The sequence below is a fragment of the Bradyrhizobium sp. NBAIM01 genome (assembly GCF_020194115.1).
GTDB classification, from domain to species: domain Bacteria; phylum Pseudomonadota; class Alphaproteobacteria; order Rhizobiales; family Xanthobacteraceae; genus Bradyrhizobium; species Bradyrhizobium yuanmingense.
The window spans coordinates 81,260-98,952 of record NZ_JADYVU010000003.1; the positions used below are offsets into that span (position 1 = coordinate 81,260).

18 protein-coding genes are annotated in these 17,693 nt (G+C 64.6%); 6 read left to right on the forward strand and 12 right to left on the reverse strand.

What is annotated here, in order from left to right; translation table 11 throughout:
* Positions 1–51: 51 nt before the first annotated feature.
* The 6 genes from I6F31_RS11170 to I6F31_RS11195 form a co-directional block, all read right to left on the reverse strand.
* Positions 52–354, reverse strand: coding sequence for a copper-binding protein (locus I6F31_RS11170; protein WP_036007909.1), 303 nt, complete (start codon positions 352–354; stop codon positions 52–54).
* Between the two features lie 136 nt (positions 355–490).
* On the reverse strand, positions 491–1,105 hold the full coding sequence (locus I6F31_RS11175) for a hypothetical protein (protein ID WP_225127658.1): 615 nt from the start codon (positions 1,103–1,105) through the stop codon (positions 491–493).
* Entirely contained in the window at positions 1,102–1,950 is an 849-nt protein-coding gene (locus tag I6F31_RS11180) for an ABC transporter permease (protein WP_225185402.1), read from the reverse strand. The genes I6F31_RS11175 and I6F31_RS11180 overlap by 4 nt, the downstream gene beginning before the upstream one ends.
* Positions 1,947–2,753, reverse strand: coding sequence for an ABC transporter ATP-binding protein (locus tag I6F31_RS11185; protein ID WP_225185403.1), 807 nt, complete (start codon positions 2,751–2,753; stop codon positions 1,947–1,949). The genes I6F31_RS11180 and I6F31_RS11185 overlap by 4 nt, the downstream gene beginning before the upstream one ends.
* Positions 2,750–3,718: a YVTN family beta-propeller repeat protein gene (locus I6F31_RS11190; RefSeq protein WP_225133401.1), complete on the reverse strand. Its 969-nt coding sequence runs from the start codon at positions 3,716–3,718 to the stop codon at positions 2,750–2,752. The genes I6F31_RS11185 and I6F31_RS11190 overlap by 4 nt, the downstream gene beginning before the upstream one ends.
* Before the next feature lie 8 nt (positions 3,719–3,726).
* Positions 3,727–4,908 (reverse strand): ABC transporter substrate-binding protein, encoded by a 1,182-nt coding sequence (locus tag I6F31_RS11195; protein ID WP_225148100.1) that lies wholly within the window; start codon positions 4,906–4,908, stop codon positions 3,727–3,729.
* Between the two features lie 60 nt (positions 4,909–4,968).
* On the opposite strand from I6F31_RS11195, the gene I6F31_RS11200 reads away from it, so the two are divergent.
* Entirely contained in the window at positions 4,969–5,538 is a 570-nt protein-coding gene (locus I6F31_RS11200) for a DUF3280 domain-containing protein (RefSeq protein WP_225148101.1), read from the forward strand.
* Positions 5,539–5,697: 159 nt separating this feature from the next.
* Here I6F31_RS11200 and fghA read toward each other — a convergent pair whose 3' ends face one another.
* Positions 5,698–6,543 (reverse strand): S-formylglutathione hydrolase, encoded by an 846-nt coding sequence (gene fghA, locus I6F31_RS11205; RefSeq protein WP_225148102.1) that lies wholly within the window; start codon positions 6,541–6,543, stop codon positions 5,698–5,700.
* 69 nt (positions 6,544–6,612) lie between these two features.
* Positions 6,613–7,233, reverse strand: a complete 621-nt coding sequence (locus I6F31_RS11210) for a response regulator transcription factor (protein WP_036007891.1) — start codon at positions 7,231–7,233, stop codon at positions 6,613–6,615.
* 201 nt (positions 7,234–7,434) lie between these two features.
* Between I6F31_RS11210 and I6F31_RS11215 the strand changes: the two genes are divergently transcribed.
* Both I6F31_RS11215 and I6F31_RS11220 read left to right on the forward strand, forming a co-directional pair.
* Complete coding sequence (locus I6F31_RS11215; protein ID WP_225148103.1) at positions 7,435–8,787, forward strand: histidine kinase; 1,353 nt, start codon at positions 7,435–7,437, stop codon at positions 8,785–8,787.
* Between the two features lie 164 nt (positions 8,788–8,951).
* Positions 8,952–11,420 (forward strand): TonB-dependent receptor, encoded by a 2,469-nt coding sequence (locus I6F31_RS11220; RefSeq protein ID WP_225148104.1) that lies wholly within the window; start codon positions 8,952–8,954, stop codon positions 11,418–11,420.
* Positions 11,421–11,424: 4 nt separating this feature from the next.
* Here I6F31_RS11220 and I6F31_RS11225 read toward each other — a convergent pair whose 3' ends face one another.
* From I6F31_RS11225 to I6F31_RS11235, 3 genes are read right to left on the reverse strand one after another with little or no spacing between them, the layout of a single operon-like run.
* The gene (locus I6F31_RS11225) at positions 11,425–12,450 is read right to left on the reverse strand and encodes an ABC transporter permease (protein WP_036007882.1); all 1,026 of its coding nucleotides are present in this window, start codon (positions 12,448–12,450) and stop codon (positions 11,425–11,427) included.
* Positions 12,447–13,964, reverse strand: coding sequence for a sugar ABC transporter ATP-binding protein (locus tag I6F31_RS11230; RefSeq protein WP_225148105.1), 1,518 nt, complete (start codon positions 13,962–13,964; stop codon positions 12,447–12,449). Before I6F31_RS11230 ends, I6F31_RS11225 begins: the two co-directional genes overlap by 4 nt.
* Before the next feature lie 34 nt (positions 13,965–13,998).
* Positions 13,999–14,952: a sugar-binding protein gene (locus tag I6F31_RS11235; protein WP_036007875.1), complete on the reverse strand. Its 954-nt coding sequence runs from the start codon at positions 14,950–14,952 to the stop codon at positions 13,999–14,001.
* A gap of 380 nt (positions 14,953–15,332) precedes the next feature.
* Here I6F31_RS11235 and I6F31_RS11240 point away from each other — a divergent pair, with 380 nt between their 5' ends.
* Both I6F31_RS11240 and I6F31_RS11245 read left to right on the forward strand, forming a co-directional pair.
* On the forward strand, positions 15,333–15,500 hold the full coding sequence (locus I6F31_RS11240; protein WP_167361689.1) for a hypothetical protein: 168 nt from the start codon (positions 15,333–15,335) through the stop codon (positions 15,498–15,500).
* Between the two features lie 61 nt (positions 15,501–15,561).
* Entirely contained in the window at positions 15,562–15,969 is a 408-nt protein-coding gene (locus I6F31_RS11245; RefSeq protein WP_225148106.1) for a hypothetical protein, read from the forward strand.
* Positions 15,970–16,044: 75 nt separating this feature from the next.
* On the opposite strand, the gene I6F31_RS11250 is transcribed toward I6F31_RS11245, so the two are convergent.
* Positions 16,045–16,620: a nuclear transport factor 2 family protein gene (locus tag I6F31_RS11250; RefSeq protein WP_225148107.1), complete on the reverse strand. Its 576-nt coding sequence runs from the start codon at positions 16,618–16,620 to the stop codon at positions 16,045–16,047.
* A 79-nt stretch (positions 16,621–16,699) separates the two neighbouring features.
* Here I6F31_RS11250 and I6F31_RS11255 point away from each other — a divergent pair, with 79 nt between their 5' ends.
* Complete coding sequence (locus tag I6F31_RS11255; protein ID WP_225148108.1) at positions 16,700–17,653, forward strand: LysR family transcriptional regulator; 954 nt, start codon at positions 16,700–16,702, stop codon at positions 17,651–17,653.
* Positions 17,654–17,693: the final 40 nt, after the last annotated feature.

A 17,693-nucleotide genomic window follows, 5' to 3' on the forward strand; every position in this document is an offset into this window, starting at 1 on the left:
TGGATGCAGGTGCTTGGCCGCCCCCTGTGAGCGGGAGACGCAGCGACGGTGTTATTTCTGCTTCTGCAACTTCGTCAACGTGCCCGTACCGTTGGTCTCGGTCGCAGAATAGCTCACCCTGTCGCCGGCATGGACGGCATCCAGCATCGCCGCATCCTTGGCCTTGTACTCCTGGAGCGCGCCGGCGCTGCCTGTGCTGGCGCCGACCGTGCCCTTCTGGGTCTGCTGGATCGAAATCGTGCCGTTGAGCCGATCGATCCGCGTGATCATCCCGGTCATGTCGTCAGCAAAGGCGCTGGTTGCGAGCATGCTGAGGACCGCAGCGCCCGCAAACATGATTCTTGTGGTTCCCATCGAGGCCTCCCGACGTCTTGAGTTCACGTCGACAAGCCATCATAAATCGATTTGGTTCCGGCACATAGCGCGGCGAAAGGTTAACGTTGCCGGGGCGATTGCGGGAACTTTTCGTGAGCGGTCAGCGTAACTGACGCTATTCCATTTCCTGCTGGATGACGCGTCCGAGCGCGAACAGGCGCTGGTCGAGCGAGGTTGGAACCTCGCAGACGAAGCGCACCACCTTGTTACGGTCCTCGAAGATCCGGGTCTTCCAGATCAGCTCGTTGCTGAGCGCCTGGACCTTGGCCTCGTCACGCGGTGTGGCCCCTTGCAGGGCCTGGAGCTGAATTGCCTCCTCGCGGATCTTGTCGGCGGCATCGCGCTGCTTGCGGCTGACTCGCTCGAGTCCGTTCATGACCTGGGAGCGCTGGGCGTTGAGCGTGTCGAACAGGCCGGCGAACAGCAGCTTTGCGTTCGCGGTCTTGTCGGCAGCGGAACCCGCGAGAAACTCCTTCACCAGCTTTTCCGCCTCATCCAGTGGCGTCTTGCGAGCCGCCAGTTTCGCAACGAGCGCGCTGATCTTGGCGTCGTCCTTCCATTTGTTCTGGACGTCGTCGAGCGGCGGACCGCCCCACACGGCCGCCAGCGAGATCTCGGGCACCTTCGCCTGGGTGCACGGCCAGTCCGGATAGCGCGGATCGGCGGCGTGCGCCGTCGTGCTCGCGACAGCGAGCACCAGTACAGAGGTGACCAGAACCCGAACAATCATCCTTCGCCTCCCGCAGGCCCGCGTCGCGCCAGCCCGCGCGAGGGATCATAGGCCAGGATCGCGCCGATCATGAAGACGATTGTGCAAGCAGCGACCACCGCCAGCGAGATCCAGTTGATCTGGCCATACAGCGCGAAACGGATCAGCTCGACCGCATGGGTGAACGGATTGGCCTCGCACAGATAATAGAGATAGGGGTTGCCCTCCTGCACGCGCCAGAGCGGGTAGAGCGCGGAGGAGGCGAAGAACATCGGGAAGATCACGAAGTTCATGACACCGGCGAAGTTCTCCAGCTGTTTGATGCCCGACGAGATCAGCATGCCGAGCGAGCCCAGCATCAGCCCCGACAGGATCAGCGCCGGCAGCACGGTGAGATAGCCCTGGGGCGGCGGGGTGATGTCCCAGAGCCAGGCGATCACCAGAAACGCATAGACCTGGAGCAGCGATACCGCGGTTCCCGCGAGCAGCTTGCAGAACAACAGGAAACCGCGCGGGAGCGGACTCACCAGGAGCGTGCGCATGTTGCCCATCTCGCGGTCATAGACCATCGAGAGCGAGGATTGCATGCCGTTGAAGAGCTGGATCATCGCCATCAGCCCGGGCGCGATATAGACCTCGTAGAGGATGTAGGTCTCGTAGGGCGGGATGATGGAGATGCCGAGCACCTGGCGGAAGCCGGCGGCGAAGATGAACAGCCACACCAGAGGCCGCACCAGCGCCGAGACGAAGCGCTCGCGCTGATGCAGGAAGCGCAGGCCCTCGCGCCAGACGATGCCGCTGAGGCAGGTCATGTACTCGGCGAACGAGAAGCCGCGCGGCGCCTCGCGCGTCGCGATGCTGCTCATGCGCCGCCTCCAGGCATGGTTTGCGCGCCGGTCAGGCGCATGAAGGCGGTGTTGACGTCCTGCGCGCCTGTTGCGGCGATGACGCGGCTCATCGGCCCCTGCGCCAGCACCTTGCCCTGGTGCAGCACCAGGAGATCGTCGCCGGGCATGATCTCGTCGAACAGGTGCGTGGCCCAGAGCACGCCGATGCCTTGCTCGGTCACGAGCTGGCGGACGTGGCTGATGATGTCGGCACGCGCCTTGACGTCGAGGCCGACGGTCGGCTCGTCGAGCAGCAAGAGGCGCGGCTGGTGCAGCAGCGCCCGGGCGATCTCCAGCCGCCGCATCTGTCCGCCCGAGAGGTCGCGCACCTTGCTTGCAGCGCGATCGGCAAGGCCGATGCGGCCGAGCAGCTCGGCGCTGCGCGCCGAGGCCTCGCGGCGGCCAATGCCGTGCAGGGCGGCGTGGTAGAGCAGGTTCTGCGTCAGCGACAGGTCGAGATCGAGCGTGCGCGGCTGGAATACGACCCCGAGCAGCCGCAGCGCCTCGCCGGGGGTCTTGCTGACGTCGTGCCCGAAAATGCCGACGCGGCCGGACTGGATGCCGAACAGCCGCGTGATCAGCGAGAACAGCGTGCTCTTGCCGGCGCCGTTGAGTCCCAGCAGCGCCGTGAAGCTCGCGGGCTGCACATTGAAAGACACGTTCGTCAATGCGCGCCGCGGACCATAGGCATGGCTGACACCGTCGATCGACAATGCCGGCACCGCGGCCTCTTCGGGTCTCGGCGTCTCCTGGGCTTCGGCGATCGGGGCGGGGCTGGTCATGGCGCGATCGCGACGCCCCAGGGCAGCTCGCCGACCTGAATGGTCTTGATCACCTTCTGCGCGGCGACGTCGATGACGGAGACGTCGTTCGACACACCGTTGGTGGTGAGCAAATATTTCTCGTCCGGCGTGAACGCCATGTGCCAGACCCGCTGCCCGACCAGGAGATATTTCGTCACCTTGCGCGAGGCGACGTCGACCACGGCGATGCGGTTGGCGGGGCCGAGCGCGACGAACGCGGTCTTGTCGTCCCTGGTCATGCCGATGCCGACCGGCTGGATCGCCTCCTTGCGCAGGCCCGGGATCTCGAACGTGATCTTGCCGATCACCTCGTGCTTTTTGGGGTCGATGATCGAGACGGTGCCGCCGATCTCCGAGGACACCCACACCTCGGAAGAATCATGCTTGTACTCGGCGTAGCGCGGCCGCGCGTCCACCAGCACGTTGGCGACGATCTGGCGCGAGGCGGTGTCGATGAAATGCGCCATGTTGGTGGTTTCCGAGGTGTTGATCAGCGTCTTGCCGTCCGGACTGATGGTCATGCCCTCGGGCTCGACACCGACCTGGATGTCGCCGAGCCGGGCGCGCTTCTCGAGGTCGATCACCGTCACCGTGTTGTCGTTCTCGTTGGCGACGTAGAGCATCTTGCCGGCGGCATCCTGCGCGAACAGCTCGGGGTCGGGTCCGGAGGGCAGGCTGTCCACCACGGTTTGGGTATTGGCGTCGATCACCTGGATGGTGTCATCGTCGCCGACCGCGACCATCACGAACTTGCCGTCGCGGGTAAGGTCGATGCCGCGCGGACGCTGGCCGACCTTGATGGTCTTGGTCACGGTCCAGCTGTCGGTATCGATCACCGAGACCGTATTGCTCTTCTCGTTCGAGACATAGGCGATGAACGCATGCGCTGGGGCTGCCGCCAGCGCCAATGCGGAGAGAAGTCCAACACGCCACATCCGCGACATCTGCATCCTCATTTCAGCTTGCATTTGCTCTCCGGGCGATCGTAGCCGAGCGTGTCGAGCTCGGAGACCTGGTGCAGGAATCCTTCCTGCGGCGACGCCGACACCACCATGCGGCCGTCGACCAGGAGGATCGGCTGACGCAGCTGCAGGTTCCAGTCGCGCAAGGTCAGCCGCGTGCCCTTGAAGGCGGCGACCGAGAAATCCGGGCCCTTGATGAAATCGGTGACCTTCCTGACCTCGCCGGAATTGGTGCGCGAGGTGGCCTCGCCGATCATGCGCACCGCCGTCCAGGCCTGCATGTCGCGTGCGGTCATCCGGCGCAAATTCAGCTTGATGAAGCGGTTCTGAATCTGGATCGCGCCCCACTGATCCTGCGATGCGTCCCAGCTGCGCGGCACGAGGCCGGCGGAGCCGGCGACCGGGCGCGGATCCCAGGTGCGATAGGGCAGATAAGAGCCGAACACCTCGCTCTCGTCGGCGGCGACCAGCACGTCATAGGCCGGTGCCTGCTGCGTGAAGACGGGGATCTGACGCTGGATCTGCGCTACGCCGCTATCGGTGCGCCGCGCCCCGCCCTTGTCCTCGAAGGTTCGCTCCTGCACGATCTTGGCGCCGAACCGCGCCGCGGTGCGCCTGATAGCATCCGCGAACAGCTTGTCCTCGTCGTGCGAGCCGACCACCAGCAGCCAGCGCGACCACTTCTTCCACACCAGATATTGGCCGAGCGCGTCGGCGAGCATCGCACGCGTCGGCGCGGTGTGGATGACGTTGGCGCGGCAATCGGTCTCGCGCAGCCGCTCGTCGATCGCGCCGGCGTTGAACAGCAGCGTGCCGCGGTCGCGCAGGGCGTCCGCGACCTTCAAGAGCACATCGGCGGGCAGGTCGGCGACGATGAAGCCGTTCTTCTCGGCGAGCGCGGTCGCAGCCTGCACCACGTCCTCGCCTTCCCTGATGCGGCGCTCCTCCAGCGTGAAGCGCTGGCCGGTGAATTTCCCGGTGGTGTTGTTGTCCTCGATGGCAAGGCGCGCGCCGGCGAGGCCGTCGTTCTCGGCAGGCTGCTCGGCGAGCGACAGCGTTGATCGGGTGCCGGCGATTGCGAGATAGCCGACGCCGATCGTGACGGGATCGGCCGCAAGCGCGCTCGTCGCGGCAAGACCAAAGCCGATCAGGCCGGCCAACCATCGGATCATGTTTCCTCCAGACGATCTCCCCGGCTTGACCGCCGGTGAAGAATTGTCTCTGCTTCAAGCATGACCAATTTGTCAGGCCGTGCAACCCCGCATTTCGTCCCCGCGCGCGCGAGGCCGGGAATCACGATCATGCGAGCATTGTTGGCAATCGCAGCATTGCTGCCGACGGGGGCGGGCGCGCTCGCCGATCCACCGAAGCTCGCGGTGTTCGATTTCGAGTTGGTCGACACCAGCCTGCCGGGCGAGTTCTACGGCTCCAAGCCGGAAGAGGCGCGGCTCATGCGCATCAGCGAGCAGCTGCGCAAGGAGCTGGCAGAGTCGGGCCGGTTCCAGGTGCTTGACATCGCGCCGATACGGGAGGCCTCCCGTGGCGCGAACCTGCAGGCCTGCGGCGGCTGCGACCTCAAGCTCGCCGGCCAGCTCGGCGCCGATCTGGAGATCACCGGCCTCGTGCAGAAGGTCTCCAACCTGATCATCAATCTCAACATCTATCTGCGCGACGTGAAGACCGGCAACATGGTCGCGGTCGCCAGCGCCGACATGCGCGGCAACACGGATGAATCCTGGTCGCGCACGATGAGCTATCTCATCCGCAACCGCCTGCTGGCGCCGAACTACGGGAAGCCGTGAAGGGGTTTTCCCTCTCCCCTTGTGGGAGAGGGTGGCTCGCCGCGTAGCGGCGAGACGGGTGAGGGGTTTCCATCCCCACGAATGGTCGTGCGAGCGGAGAGAACCCCTCATCCGGCGCTTCGCGCCACCTTCTCCCGCAAGGGGAGAAGGTGAAAGACATCACCCCTTCAATCTCTCCGCATGCCAGTGCAGATGATCGCTCATGAAGGTCGAGATGAAATAATAGCTGTGGTCGTAGCCCGCCTGGCGCCGCAGCGTCAGCGGGATGCCCGCCTTGGCGCAGGCGGCCTCGAGCAGCTCCGGCCTCAGCTGCTCCTTCAGGAAATTGTCGGCCTCGCCGACGTCGACCAGGAAGCCGGAGAACTTGGCGCCGTCCTCGATCAGCGCCACCGTGTCCTGGTTGCGCCAGGCCTCCTTGTTCGGCCCGAGATAGCCGGTCAGCGCCTTGATGCCCCAGGGCACGAGTGAGGGCGCCACGATTGGGGCAAAGGCGCTGGCTGCGCGAAAGCGGTGCGGGTTGCGCAGCGCCACCGTCAGCGCGCCATGGCCGCCCATCGAATGTCCCATCACCGATTGCCGCTTGGCATCGACCGGAAAGTTCTCCGCAACCAGCTTCGGCAGCTCGTCCGTGACGTAGCTCCACATGCGATAATTGCGCGCGAACGGCTCTTGCGTGGCGTCCACATAGAAGCCGGCCCCGAGGCCAAAATCATAGGCGTTGTTGGCATCGCCCGGCACGTCGGGGCCGCGCGGTGAGGTGTCGGGCGCGACGAAGATCAGGCCGAGCTCGGCGCAGGTCTTGCGGAATTCGCCTTTCTCGGTGACGTTGGCATGCGTGCAGGTGAGGCCGGAGAGATACCAGACCACGGGCAGCTTGGCGCCGTCCGCATGCGGCGGGATATAGACCGAGAACACCATGTCGGTTCCGGTCACCTGGCTGGCATGGCGATAGACGCCCTGCACGCCGCCATGGGATTTGTTGGTCGAGACAGTCTGAATCGTCATGCCTAAGAGCTCCGTGGCATCTCACCACACCAAGATTGCAACGCTTGTGTGACCGAATTCGTGGCGTGGTCAGGCGACACCGCTGTCGATCGCCAGCCGCACCAGCTCCACCGAGGTCTTCACCCCGAGCTTCTGGCGCATGATGGACGAGGTATTGGCCACCGTCTTGTAGGACGATTGCACCAGCCACGCGATCTCGGACAGGCTCTTGCCGGCGCTGAGCAGCCGCAGAATCTCCATCTCGCGCGCGTTCAGCTTCGACAGCGGGTTTTGCGCCAGCGTCGGTCCGGCGAAGGCGATGCTGCGCGCGATCGCGGTCGGAAGATAGGTGCCGCCGCTTCCGACGGCGCGGATCGCCTCGACGAGGTCGTCGGGGTCGCCGGTCTTGGAGACGTAGCCCTTGGCGCCGCACTCGATCGCACGCGCGGCGAAGGCGGGGTCGTCATTCATGCTGAACATGATGATGCGCGCCTCGGGCGCGCGCTCTAGGATGCGGCGCGCGAGCTCGAAGCCGGAGACGGTTGGCAAATTTATGTCGATGATGCAGAGGTCGGGACGTTCGACGATGAAGACGCACTCGCCGTCCTCGGCGTCGGCGGCTTCCAAGATTTCGATCTCGCCTTCGTCGGCCAGCACGGCACGGCAGCCGGAGGCGACGATGGGATGATCGTCGACGATCAGAATGCGCATAGGCGTTCCCCGCGACAGCCCGTTCCCTTGGAGCTTGCCTGTTCTGCGCCGCATGAGACTGACCAGGCAAGACGCGCGTCTCGTGTCGGCTCATGCAACCCGGCTGGGATTGCTGTACGCTTCCGATTAGATATCGGGCGGTTCGCCTCTGTCAACGTCGTCGGACAGGCGCCAACCCTTCGCGAGGCACGAGCGAGACCAATGTGGCAGAATCTTTCCTTGCGCGGGCGCATCAATCTCTTGCTGGCGCTGCTGCTGGCGCTGGGGCTCGCGGTCAATATCGGCCGCCAGATCGCCGAGGCGGGCCCGCGCGTGCAGGCCGAGGACCAGAGCGTGATCCGCCTCGCGCGCGAATTCATCGAGATGATCGTTGCCGATCTCAACGAGGCACCCGATCCTGATGCCAGGCTGAACCAGATCGCGCGCGATCTCAGTCGCCTGCGCCATGTCAGCATCGCGCTGCACGATTCCGGTGGGAACCCGATGACGCCCCGCCGGCTTGGCTCCGATGTCGACACGCGTGCCCCGCCGGCCTGGTTCGTCAGCCTGGTCCATCCGGAGCAGACCGCGGTCAGCGTGCCGGTCTCGATCCGCGGCAAGCCCGGCTCGCTCGTGATCACCTCGCATCCCGACGACGAGATCGCCGAGATCTGGGACGGCATCGTGACCCAGCTCGAGGTCGGCTCGGTGATCGCGCTTGCGCTGTTTTTCCTGATGATGAAGGTGGTCGGCCGTGCCCTGGCACCGTTACAGTCGCTGGCGGACGCCATGGGGAAGCTCGAAAGCGGACATTACGAGGCCCGCGTCGCGCCGGGCGGCGCGCCGGAGCTCGCGGCGATCTGCACCAGGCTCAACCATCTTGCCGCGACGCTTGGTGAAGCGGTCGAGGACAAGCGGCGCCTCGCCGAGCGCGCGGTGTCGCTGCAGGACATCGAGCGCAAGGAGATCGCGCGCGAATTGCACGACGAGTTCGGACCCTATCTGTTCTCGCTGCGCGCACATGCGAGCGCGCTGGCGAAGCAGGCGGACGGACGCGAGCCGAGTGCGGATGCCGTGCGCAAACATGGCAGCGCCATGCTGGAGCAGATCAATGCACTCCAGCAGTTCAATCGCCGCGTGCTGGAGCGTCTTCGGCCCGTGGGCCTTGCCGAGCTCGGCCTGCGCCAGGCGCTCGAATCCCTGTCGCGGCTGTGGCGGGAGTCGCATCCCGACGTTGCGATCGAGACCTCGATCTCGCCGGCGCTGGGCCCCACCGGCGAGACCGCCGATCTCACCATCTACCGCATCGTGCAGGAGGCGCTCACCAATGTGTTCCGCCACGCCGGTGCGACCTCGGTCAGCGTCGTCATCGAGCCGGTCGAGCAGGCCGGCGGCCGCTTCTGCGCCCGGGTGCGGGTCAGCGACGACGGCCGCGGCATGGAGCCAGGCCAGAAGCTCGGCTTCGGCCTCGTCGGCATGCGCGAGCGGATCCTGGCGCTCGGCGGCACGCTCAATGTGGTCTCGGGTGAGGGCGGTGTGACCGTGGAAGCGCTGGTGCCGACAGCGGCAACCTGATCGCATCCAAAGCGATCGGGAAAAATTCCCGATTTGGTCGGGAAAATGGGTGTGGATAGGGTCCGACCTTTTGCGGCTGGCGTCCCCATTGCGGCCGAATAAACTCGTCCCGACCAATCGGCGGAACATCAAAACAGTCGGTGGTCACGGATGGGAAGGCGGGGATGGGCAAGGTTGTTTCGTTCAAGCGTGCTTTGTTGATGGCTTCGGTGTCGACCGGGCTGGTATCGGGCTTGGTCTATGCGACCCCTGCCGGGGCCGCGCCGGACGAGGAGACCAACGTCCAGAACCTGCCGCCGGTCGAGGTGACCGCACCACCTTCGGCGCGGCGCGCGGCGCCGTCGCGACCTGTTGCGCGCGTGGGGGCGCCGGGATCGGCCGCGCCGAGGACACGCCTTTACGTCTATCCGACCTCGCCGGGCACCGGCCGGGGTCTCGATGTCGACAAGGTTCCGTCGGCGATCAATGCCGTCGATGCCAACCAGATCAGGCGCACCGGTTCGCTGAACGTCACGGACGCGCTGCGCGACAACATCGCCGGCATCAACATCAGCGAAGTCACCGGCAATCCGTTCCAGCCGGATGTCGAATTCCGCGGCTTCGTCGCTTCGCCCGTGACGGGCACGCCGCAAGGCCTTGCGGTGTACCAGAACGGCGTCCGCATCAACGAGGCCTTCTCGGACGCCGTCAATTGGGACCTGATTCCGACGGCCGCGATCAGGTCGGTGACGCTGGTGACCAACAATCCGGCCTTCGGCCTCAATGCACTCGGCGGCGCGATCAACCTGCAAATGAAGGACGGCTTCACCTATCAGGGCGCCGAGCTCGACCTCATGGGCGGATCGTTCGGCCGCATCCAGGGCTCGGCGCAATGGGGCAAGCAGGTCGACCAGAACTTCGCCGTCTACGGTGCGCTCGAAGGACTGCGCGACAACGGCTTCCGCAATTTTTCCCAATCGACCGTGCGGCGCTTCTACGGCGATGTCGGCTACAGGGCCGGCGACAGCGAATTCCACGCCAATATGGGCGTGGCCAAGAACGATTTCGGCGCCAGCGCCACGGTCCCGGCCGAGCTGCTCGACAGATATTGGGGCGCGACCTACACCACGCCGCAGACCACCTCCAATCGCGTCGGCTATCTCAACCTGACCGGCAAGGTCGACGCGACGCCGACCTGGACGCTCGAAGGCACCGCGCGTGTGCGCAGGTACGAGCAAAAGGTCGTCGACGGCAACCCGACCGATGTGGAGGAGTGCGCTGCAGATCCGGCGCTGCTCTGCTTTGGCGACGACACCTCACCCGCCTACGGCGCGGGCGGCGTGCAGCTTGCCAACCCATTTGCGCCGGGCACGATCCTCGGCGCGATCGACCGCGGCTCGATCCGTTCGACCACGTTCGGCGTGTCGGGGCAGGCCACCAACACCGACCAGTTGTTCGGTCATGACAACCGCTTCGTGGTGGGCGCAACCTATGACGCCAGCGTCACGCGCTACAACGCCTCCTCCGAAATCGGCTCGATGGGAGAGAACTACGTCGTCAGCGGCAGCGGCGTTTTCCTGGGACCGACTCCTGTGGCGGACCCCGTCGCCGGCCCGGTCTCGCTGCGGACCGTCAATCAGTATAACGGCCTCTACGCGATGGATACGTTCAACGTCACGGATGCCTTCGCCATCACGGGGGGCGGCCGCTTCAATGCGGCGCGGATCACGTTGGAAGATCAGCTTGGGACTGCGCTCAACGGCGATCACACCTTCACGCGTTTCAATCCGATCATCGGCGGCACCTACAGGATCACGCCGGAATTGACCGCCTATGCCGGCTATTCCGAGGCCAACCGCGTGCCGACACCGCTCGAGCTCGGCTGCGCCGATCCCGCCAGGCCCTGTCTCATTGCGGCCTTCCTGGTTGCGGATCCACCGTTGAAGCAGGTCGTCTCCAAGACCGTGGAGGCCGGTTTCCGGGGCACCAAGGAGTTGAACATCGGCACCCTCGGATGGAAGATCGGCGGCTTTCGCGCCACCAACCACGACGACATCATGGCGGTGCCGGTCGTTGGCCGGACTGGTTTCGGCTATTTTTCGAACGTAGGCCGCACCCGGCGGCAGGGGCTCGAAGCCGAAGTCAACATCAAGTCTCCGACGCTGCAGTTCCAGGCGAGTTACGCGTTCGTCGATGCCCGCTTCCTTGATCCGCTCGAGCTCGGCTCGGAAAGCCCGTTTGCCGACGATACTTCCGAGACCATTCAGGTCAGGCCCGGAAATCAGATCCCGGCAGTCCCGCGCCACCGCGTCAAGGTCGGCGTCGACTATGCCGTGACCGACGTCTGGAAGGTCGGCGGCAACGCGCTGTTCGTCTCCAGCCAGTATCTGGTCGGCGACGAGTCCAACCAGTTCGCGAAGCTGCCGTCCTATACGGTGTTCAATCTCCACACCTCCTATCAGATCGCAAAGAACGTCCAGCTCTACGGCCGCGTCGACAACATCTTCGACAAGCGTTACGTGACCTACGGCCAGTTCTTCGACCGCGACGCCTTGCCCAACTTCACCAATGGCGGCGCGGATTTCACCGACCCGCGCTCGCTGAGCCCGGCAAGGCCGCGCGCGTTTTACGCGGGGTTGCGGGTGACGTTCTAGATTTTCACTCCACCTTCACGCGCTCGAGCGGAGCCGCAGCGACGCTCGCCTGCTCCCGGCCTTTGGCCGCACTCGCGCGGTGGCGTCGCTGCACCAGATATTGATCGCCGAGCACGCCGACCAGGATCACCGTTCCCATCACCGCGAAATTGAGCGAGCTCGGAATGCCCAGCAGGTTGACGAGATTCTGCAACACCTGGAGCAGCACGGTGCCGAGCACGACGCCGATGATCGAGCCTTCGCCGCCGCGCAAGGAGCAGCCGCCGAGCACGGCGGCCGCGATGGCGTAGAGCTCGTAGAACGAGCCGTGCACCGCCGGCGAAATCGACCGGGTGTACATCGCGATCAGGATCGCCGAAAACGCAGTCAGCCCGCCACAGATGACATAGGCCGAGATGATCACGCGGTTGGTGCGAATGCCGGAGTAGCGTGCCGCTTCCTCGTTCTTGCCGACGGCAAGAAGATAGCGGCCGAACACCGAGCGGTGAAGCACCACCCAGGCGATCACGGCCACCACGGCGAGCGCCACCACGCTGTGCGGCAGCGGGAATCCGAGCACGTTTGTGCGGCCGGCGGCCAGCCATTCCAGCATCGGAAAGCTCGCGCCGAAGCCGAAGCCCGCCGTCGCGTCCTCGGTGTAATAGCGCGCCGCGCCGCGATAGATCAGAAGGCCGCAGAGCGTGACCACGAAAGCCTGGATCCGCATCCTGGTCACCAGCGTGCCATGAACCAGGCCGATCACGAGCCCGGCCGCGACGATCATCGCGAGGGCTACGACCCAGTTGACGTCGTGATTGACGATCAGGTCGATGAACAGGACGCCCAGCAGTGCGATCACCGAACCCACCGACAGCTCGATCCCGCCGATGATGATGATGAAGGCTTCGGCGATGGAGAAGATGCCGAACAACCCGATCTGGTTGGCGGTGTTCGAGAGATTGCCGACGTACAGGAATCTCGGATTGATCAGGGCGACAACGGTCCCGACCACCAGAATCAGAACGAGAAGGCTCAGGTCTTTCTTGCTCAAGGTCCCTCCGCCGTGATTGTGTGGCCAACGGCAAGCTGCAGCACATTGTGCTCACTGAACTGGCTGCGATCAAGGAAGCCCGAGATCGCGCCTTCATGCATCACCGCGAGCCGGTCGCTGACCCCGATCACCTCCTCCATGTCGCTGGAGATCATCAGGATCGCCACCCCGGCATCGGTCAGGCGGCGCAGCATGCCGTAGATTTCCTGCTTGGCTCCGACGTCGACCCCGCGCGTCGGCTCGTCGACAATCAGCACCTTCGGCCGCATCGACAGCCATTTGGCGAGCACGACCTTCTGCTGGTTGCCTCCCGACAGCGAGCCGACGGCGGTCTTGACGTCGGGCGCGCGGATATTGAGGCGCTCCCGCTGACGCACCGCGTTCTCGTTCTCGCGATCGGTATCCACCAGCCAGAAGCGCATATAGGACGCCAGATCCGGCAGCGAGATGTTTTCGGCGATCGAGACGTCGAGCAGCAGGCCTGCGCCCTTGCGGTCCTCCGGAACGAGATAGATGCCTTGCTCGATGGCGGCCCGTGGGCTTGCGATACGGATCGGCTCGCCATCGAGACGTATCGTGCCGCCACGCAGTGGGTCGATGCCGAAGACGGCGCGGGCGAGCTCGGTGCGGCCGGACCCGACGAGACCGGCAAGCCCGAGGATCTCGCCGTGGCGGACCGACAGGCTCACGGCGCGGCCGGGATAGGTGTCGGTGACCGCATCGACGATCTCCAGCACGCTGTCGCCGGGCGGCGCGGCCGGCGGCACGTAGAGCGATTTCAGGTCGCGGCCGATCATCAAGCGGATCATCGCCGCCGGAGAGAGCTCCGCACGCGTCAGCGCGCCGACCACGCGACCGTCGCGCAGCACGACCGCACGGTCGGCGCACTGCATCACCTCGTTGAGCCGATGCGTGATGAAGATGATGCTGACGCCGTGGGCTTTCAGGCCGGCCACGGTGCGCATCAGGCGGTCCGTCTCGGCGAGCGTCAGGCTCGAGGTCGGCTCGTCCATGATGACGAGACGAGCGTCGAGCGAAAGCGCCTTCATGATCTCGACGAGCTGGCGCTGCGCCAGCGACAGGTCGGCGAGCGGCGCATCGGCCGCGAAATCGCAGCCCAGCCGCTCCAGCAGCGGCGCGACATCGGCATACATCCGTTTGCGGTCGATCAGCCGCAAGGGTCCGCCGTGCACGGGCTCGCGGCCGATGAAGACGTTGCCGGCGACATCGAGATTGTCGAACAGGTTCAGTTCCTGATGGACGAAGGCGATGCCCGCCTTGATCGCATCCGCCACGGTGAGCGAAGATCGCGCGGCGCCGTCGACACGAATGAAGCCGCCGCTGGGCTCCACGACCCCGCCGAGCACGCGCATCAGCGTCGACTTGCCGGCGCCGTTCTCGCCGATCAGCGCAACGACCTCGCCGGGCGACACCTGGAGACCGACGTGGTCGAGGGCGACCACGCCTGGATAGCTCTTGCTGATGTCGACCAGTTCGAGAAACGGTGCTGGCATGGCAGGCTGCGCGGGCGGGCAGCGCGGATATCTCCTATTTCTTCAGCATCTGCTTCATCGAGGCCATGAACTCGTCGACATTCGCCTTTTCGATGACCTTGCCGGGCACGATGATGATACCGTTGGCCGGAATGCCGGACTTGTTGCCGCCGATGTAGTTCGCCATCAGCTTCATGCCCTGATAGCCCCATTCGAACGGCTGCTGCACCACCGTGCCGACGATGCTGCCTTCCTTGACGCCGCCGAGCGTAATCGGATCCTCGTCGAAGCCGATGATCTTGATCTTGCCGAGCTTGCCAGCCTCCTTGAGCACCTCGTAGATCCGCGGCGTGTTGTAGGAGTAGAAGCCGACGAGGCAGCTCACATCGGGCATGGCGGCGAGGATGTCCTCGACGTTGCGCTTGGCGCGGGTCTGGTCGATCTCGTCGCCGCGAACGTCGACGAGCTCGACCTTCGAGCCTTTGAGCGTCTCCTTCACGCCTTCGATGCGTTCGCGTGCGTTGTCGGCGCCGGGTAGGCCGACGAAGCCGACGCATTTGCCGCCGTTCGGCAGCGCCTTGACCATCAGCTTTCCTGCCTCCTTGCCGAGGTCGGTGTTGGAGGAGCCGATATAGGCCACGCGCTTGGATTTCGGCGCGTCGCTGTCGGTGGTGAACAGCACCGTCTGGGACGCAACCTTGTTGAGATGCTCGGTCTGGTTCTTCGGATCGACCGCGCTGACCATGATGCCGGCGGCACCGGCGGCGACGAGGTCGTCCATCACGCGCTGCTGCACGGCGGCCGCAGCCTGTTCCGGATATTTGAACTGGAGCTCGTAGTTGGGCAGCTCGCCCTGCGCCTTCTTCATCCCGGCCTCGGCGATCTTCCAGAAGTCGGACGCCCCGTTGACGACGAAGGCCAGAACCTTCTTGTCCGCCGCATCCGTCGGGCCGACACCCGCTGCGATCGCGAAGGCAACAGACACACCTGCAACCAAGAGACGCTGCATATCATTCCTCCCCTAAGGCGGTCGGCCCTTTGATGGCCAACTCTGCTTGAACCCAGATTGGGCGCATGCCTCACCCCCAGCGGCACGGCAATCAGCCGCTACCCGCATCGTTGCGGCAGAGGCGGGTCACCGACCCGGCCGGCGAGGTGAAATGAGGCACGTACCTCAAGCTAGCAGAAGCCCGCCGCGCACGCAATTGGAAGCAACGGTCTGGACGTCAACCGCCGCGCTCAGGCTGGTGTCGCCGGTCCCGCGGCAGCCTTTTCGGGCAATCCGCAGCCCGCTTGCGCCTTTAACCGATTGGAAACCATCGCAAATGATCTGAAAATTGTAACGAAACTCTCCGGCCGTCTCCGCGTCGGTTCGCCGGAGGGCCTGTGATGACTGAGCAGCAGTTGAGAGAGCAGGAATTCCAGATTGCGCGGTACCGGCATCTGGAGCGCGAGGTGACCGATCCGCTAGCAGCGTGTCTGCTTCACAGCATCATCGAGGAGCTCGAGGCCGAGCTGCGCAAGCAAAGACCGGATTGGCACGGGCCCGGTCATTAACCGTTTATTGGCGCTAATGATGCCAATTGTCGGCGTGGGAATACCAGGGGAGGCTGCTCCCATGCTGAAGGACGGCACCTACGCCGCTTGGTACAAGACGTCCATCGACCAGGGTACCGGGATCGTCCATGTCGCAGACGGCCAGATCTGGGGCCGTGACAGCCTGATGACCTATCACGGCACCTGTCAGATCGATGGAGATCGCTTCACCGCAACCGTATTGACGAAGCGTCACACCGACGGACGCGCCACCGTGTTCGGCAACGATCAAGAGCTGACGTTGACGATCGAGGGAAGCTGCCCTGGCAAGATCGCGACCTACACCGCGACAGCACCTCAGGCGCCGGGCATGATCCTCCACGGAACGCTCATCCTCAGGGAACAACAGCCGCCCCCACCTGAACCACCAGGGCAGATGCCGGCATTCAATCCCGACAAGCTGCCGAAATTGCCGAAGCGCTCGCGCTGATCATCGCGACGAAATCGCACGTCGTCTCGACTGACCGCCGGCCGGCTCCGAATCCAGCTCATCTGCAGCGCTTCGTCATTTTTCCTCCGGCCATCCCCGGGCGAGTGTCGCCGCCTGTTGCAAGGTGATGCTTCGGACCAGCGGATCCGCATGACGGTGCACGAGTTGCCAATCCGTGCCGTCCTTGCGGTAGACTTCGGTCACGCGCAGCGACCAGTCTTGAGCCGGCAACCCGCCCACCTCGGCGCGCTGGCGCTCGACCATGACGAGAGCGACGAGCGCGTCGGATGCATAGGTTTGCAAAACCTCAAGTTCGGTTTGGCCTTCCCTGAAGTATCGGGAGAGGGCAGCCAGACGCTGGGGACTAGCGTCGAATCCCCGACTCGTAGGCCCGCCAAAGGGCTGCATCAGCGTGAAATCGGGCGCGATGCGGACAAGCTGGGACCAGCGGTCCACATCGCCACGCATGAAGGCGGCATTCTTCTCGCGGGCGCGTTCGACGAGGCCTGCTATCGCGTCGCTTCCAGCGGCCGCATCGGCCGAAAGCTGACCGGACAGGGGAATTGCTGCGGTAGCGGCCATCATCGAGCGCCGCGATATCTTTTCCTGCTCGCATGGCCGCCTGTTCAGCCCGGACGGTTTGTTGGTCATTTCTCAGCTCCTGATCGAACGACGAGGCCCATGCATGAAGCCTTGATCCCAATGAATCCAGCGATATGATTTCAGCAACATGCTGAACCAAATTGATTTATCCAGGATCGACCTCAATCTCCTCGTGCTCTTCCGCGTGGTCCTGGAAGAGCGCCATGTCGCGCGTGCAGCCGCTCGGCTGAGCCTGACGCCGTCGGCTGTCAGCCATGCGCTTGGCCGCCTCCGTCTTCTGCTGAACGATCCGCTGTTTCTGCGGACGCCGAAGGGCGTCGTTCCGACGGCGCGCGCCCTGGAGCTCGGCGAGCCGGTGGCCGAGATCATCGCGCGCGTCGAACAGCTGATCGGCTCGGCCACACCGTTCGACCCGGAGCAAAGTGGCCGTCGATTTACGATTGGCGCTCCCGATGCCGTACTGGTCTCAGCGATCGGTCCGCTGTTGCAATCGATCGCGACTGCGGCGCCCCACATTGATATCGGGCTGATCCACCTGATGCCTGCGCCGCGCGGTGGTGCAATCGGAGAACCTTGGCAGCAAAGCCTAGACATGCTCGAACGACGCGAGCTCGATATCGCAATGCTGCCGCTGCCGGCGGTATCACCGCGTTTCGAGGCGCGCAGGCTTTACGAGGAGGAGTTCGTGCTGGCCATGCGCAAGCGACATCCCTTCGCAAAAGCGCCAACCCATGCTGCGTTCGCGCGATCACAGCACCTGCTGGTCTCTCTCAGTGGGGAACCGCGCGGTTTCGTTGATGAGATGTTGGCAAAGCGCGGCCTCGAACGCCGCATCGCTTTGACTGTTCCGAATTTCATGATGGCGCTTGCCCAGCTTTCCGGGTCTGATTTGATCGCCGCATTGCCGCGCCGACTGGTGGAGCAGCACGCCAGCCGTTTCGGCCTCGTGTTGGTCGAGCTGCCTTTCGCGCGCAAACCGGATACGATCCGGGCCATCGCGACCAAAGCGGCTATGAAAGACGCGGGCATCGCGTGGCTGATGCAGATTGTGGTCGGTTCAATCGGAGCAGGCCGAAGCTAGAATCCGGTTTGAACTCAATAGGCGTTCATCTCGGCAAGGG

Excerpts from the sequence above, each read along its gene's own strand:
- I6F31_RS11170 (WP_036007909.1), bottom strand. The coding sequence starts at position 354 with ATGGGAACCACAAGAATCATGTTTGCGGGCGCTGCGGTCCTCAGCATG.
- I6F31_RS11175 (WP_225127658.1), bottom strand. The coding sequence starts at position 1,105 with ATGATTGTTCGGGTTCTGGTCACCTCTGTACTGGTGCTCGCTGTCGCG.
- I6F31_RS11180 (WP_225185402.1), bottom strand. The coding sequence starts at position 1,950 with ATGAGCAGCATCGCGACGCGCGAGGCGCCGCGCGGCTTCTCGTTCGCC.
- I6F31_RS11185 (WP_225185403.1), bottom strand. The coding sequence starts at position 2,753 with ATGACCAGCCCCGCCCCGATCGCCGAAGCCCAGGAGACGCCGAGACCC.
- I6F31_RS11190 (WP_225133401.1), bottom strand. The coding sequence starts at position 3,718 with ATGTCGCGGATGTGGCGTGTTGGACTTCTCTCCGCATTGGCGCTGGCG.
- I6F31_RS11195 (WP_225148100.1), bottom strand. The coding sequence starts at position 4,908 with ATGATCCGATGGTTGGCCGGCCTGATCGGCTTTGGTCTTGCCGCGACG.
- I6F31_RS11200 (WP_225148101.1), top strand. The coding sequence starts at position 4,969 with ATGACCAATTTGTCAGGCCGTGCAACCCCGCATTTCGTCCCCGCGCGC.
- fghA (WP_225148102.1), bottom strand. The coding sequence starts at position 6,543 with ATGACGATTCAGACTGTCTCGACCAACAAATCCCATGGCGGCGTGCAG.
- I6F31_RS11210 (WP_036007891.1), bottom strand. The coding sequence starts at position 7,233 with ATGCGCATTCTGATCGTCGACGATCATCCCATCGTCGCCTCCGGCTGC.
- I6F31_RS11215 (WP_225148103.1), top strand. The coding sequence starts at position 7,435 with ATGTGGCAGAATCTTTCCTTGCGCGGGCGCATCAATCTCTTGCTGGCG.
- I6F31_RS11220 (WP_225148104.1), top strand. The coding sequence starts at position 8,952 with ATGGGCAAGGTTGTTTCGTTCAAGCGTGCTTTGTTGATGGCTTCGGTG.
- I6F31_RS11230 (WP_225148105.1), bottom strand. The coding sequence starts at position 13,964 with ATGCCAGCACCGTTTCTCGAACTGGTCGACATCAGCAAGAGCTATCCA.
- I6F31_RS11235 (WP_036007875.1), bottom strand. The coding sequence starts at position 14,952 with ATGCAGCGTCTCTTGGTTGCAGGTGTGTCTGTTGCCTTCGCGATCGCA.
- I6F31_RS11240 (WP_167361689.1), top strand. The coding sequence starts at position 15,333 with ATGACTGAGCAGCAGTTGAGAGAGCAGGAATTCCAGATTGCGCGGTAC.
- I6F31_RS11245 (WP_225148106.1), top strand. The coding sequence starts at position 15,562 with ATGCTGAAGGACGGCACCTACGCCGCTTGGTACAAGACGTCCATCGAC.
- I6F31_RS11250 (WP_225148107.1), bottom strand. The coding sequence starts at position 16,620 with ATGACCAACAAACCGTCCGGGCTGAACAGGCGGCCATGCGAGCAGGAA.
- I6F31_RS11255 (WP_225148108.1), top strand. The coding sequence starts at position 16,700 with ATGCTGAACCAAATTGATTTATCCAGGATCGACCTCAATCTCCTCGTG.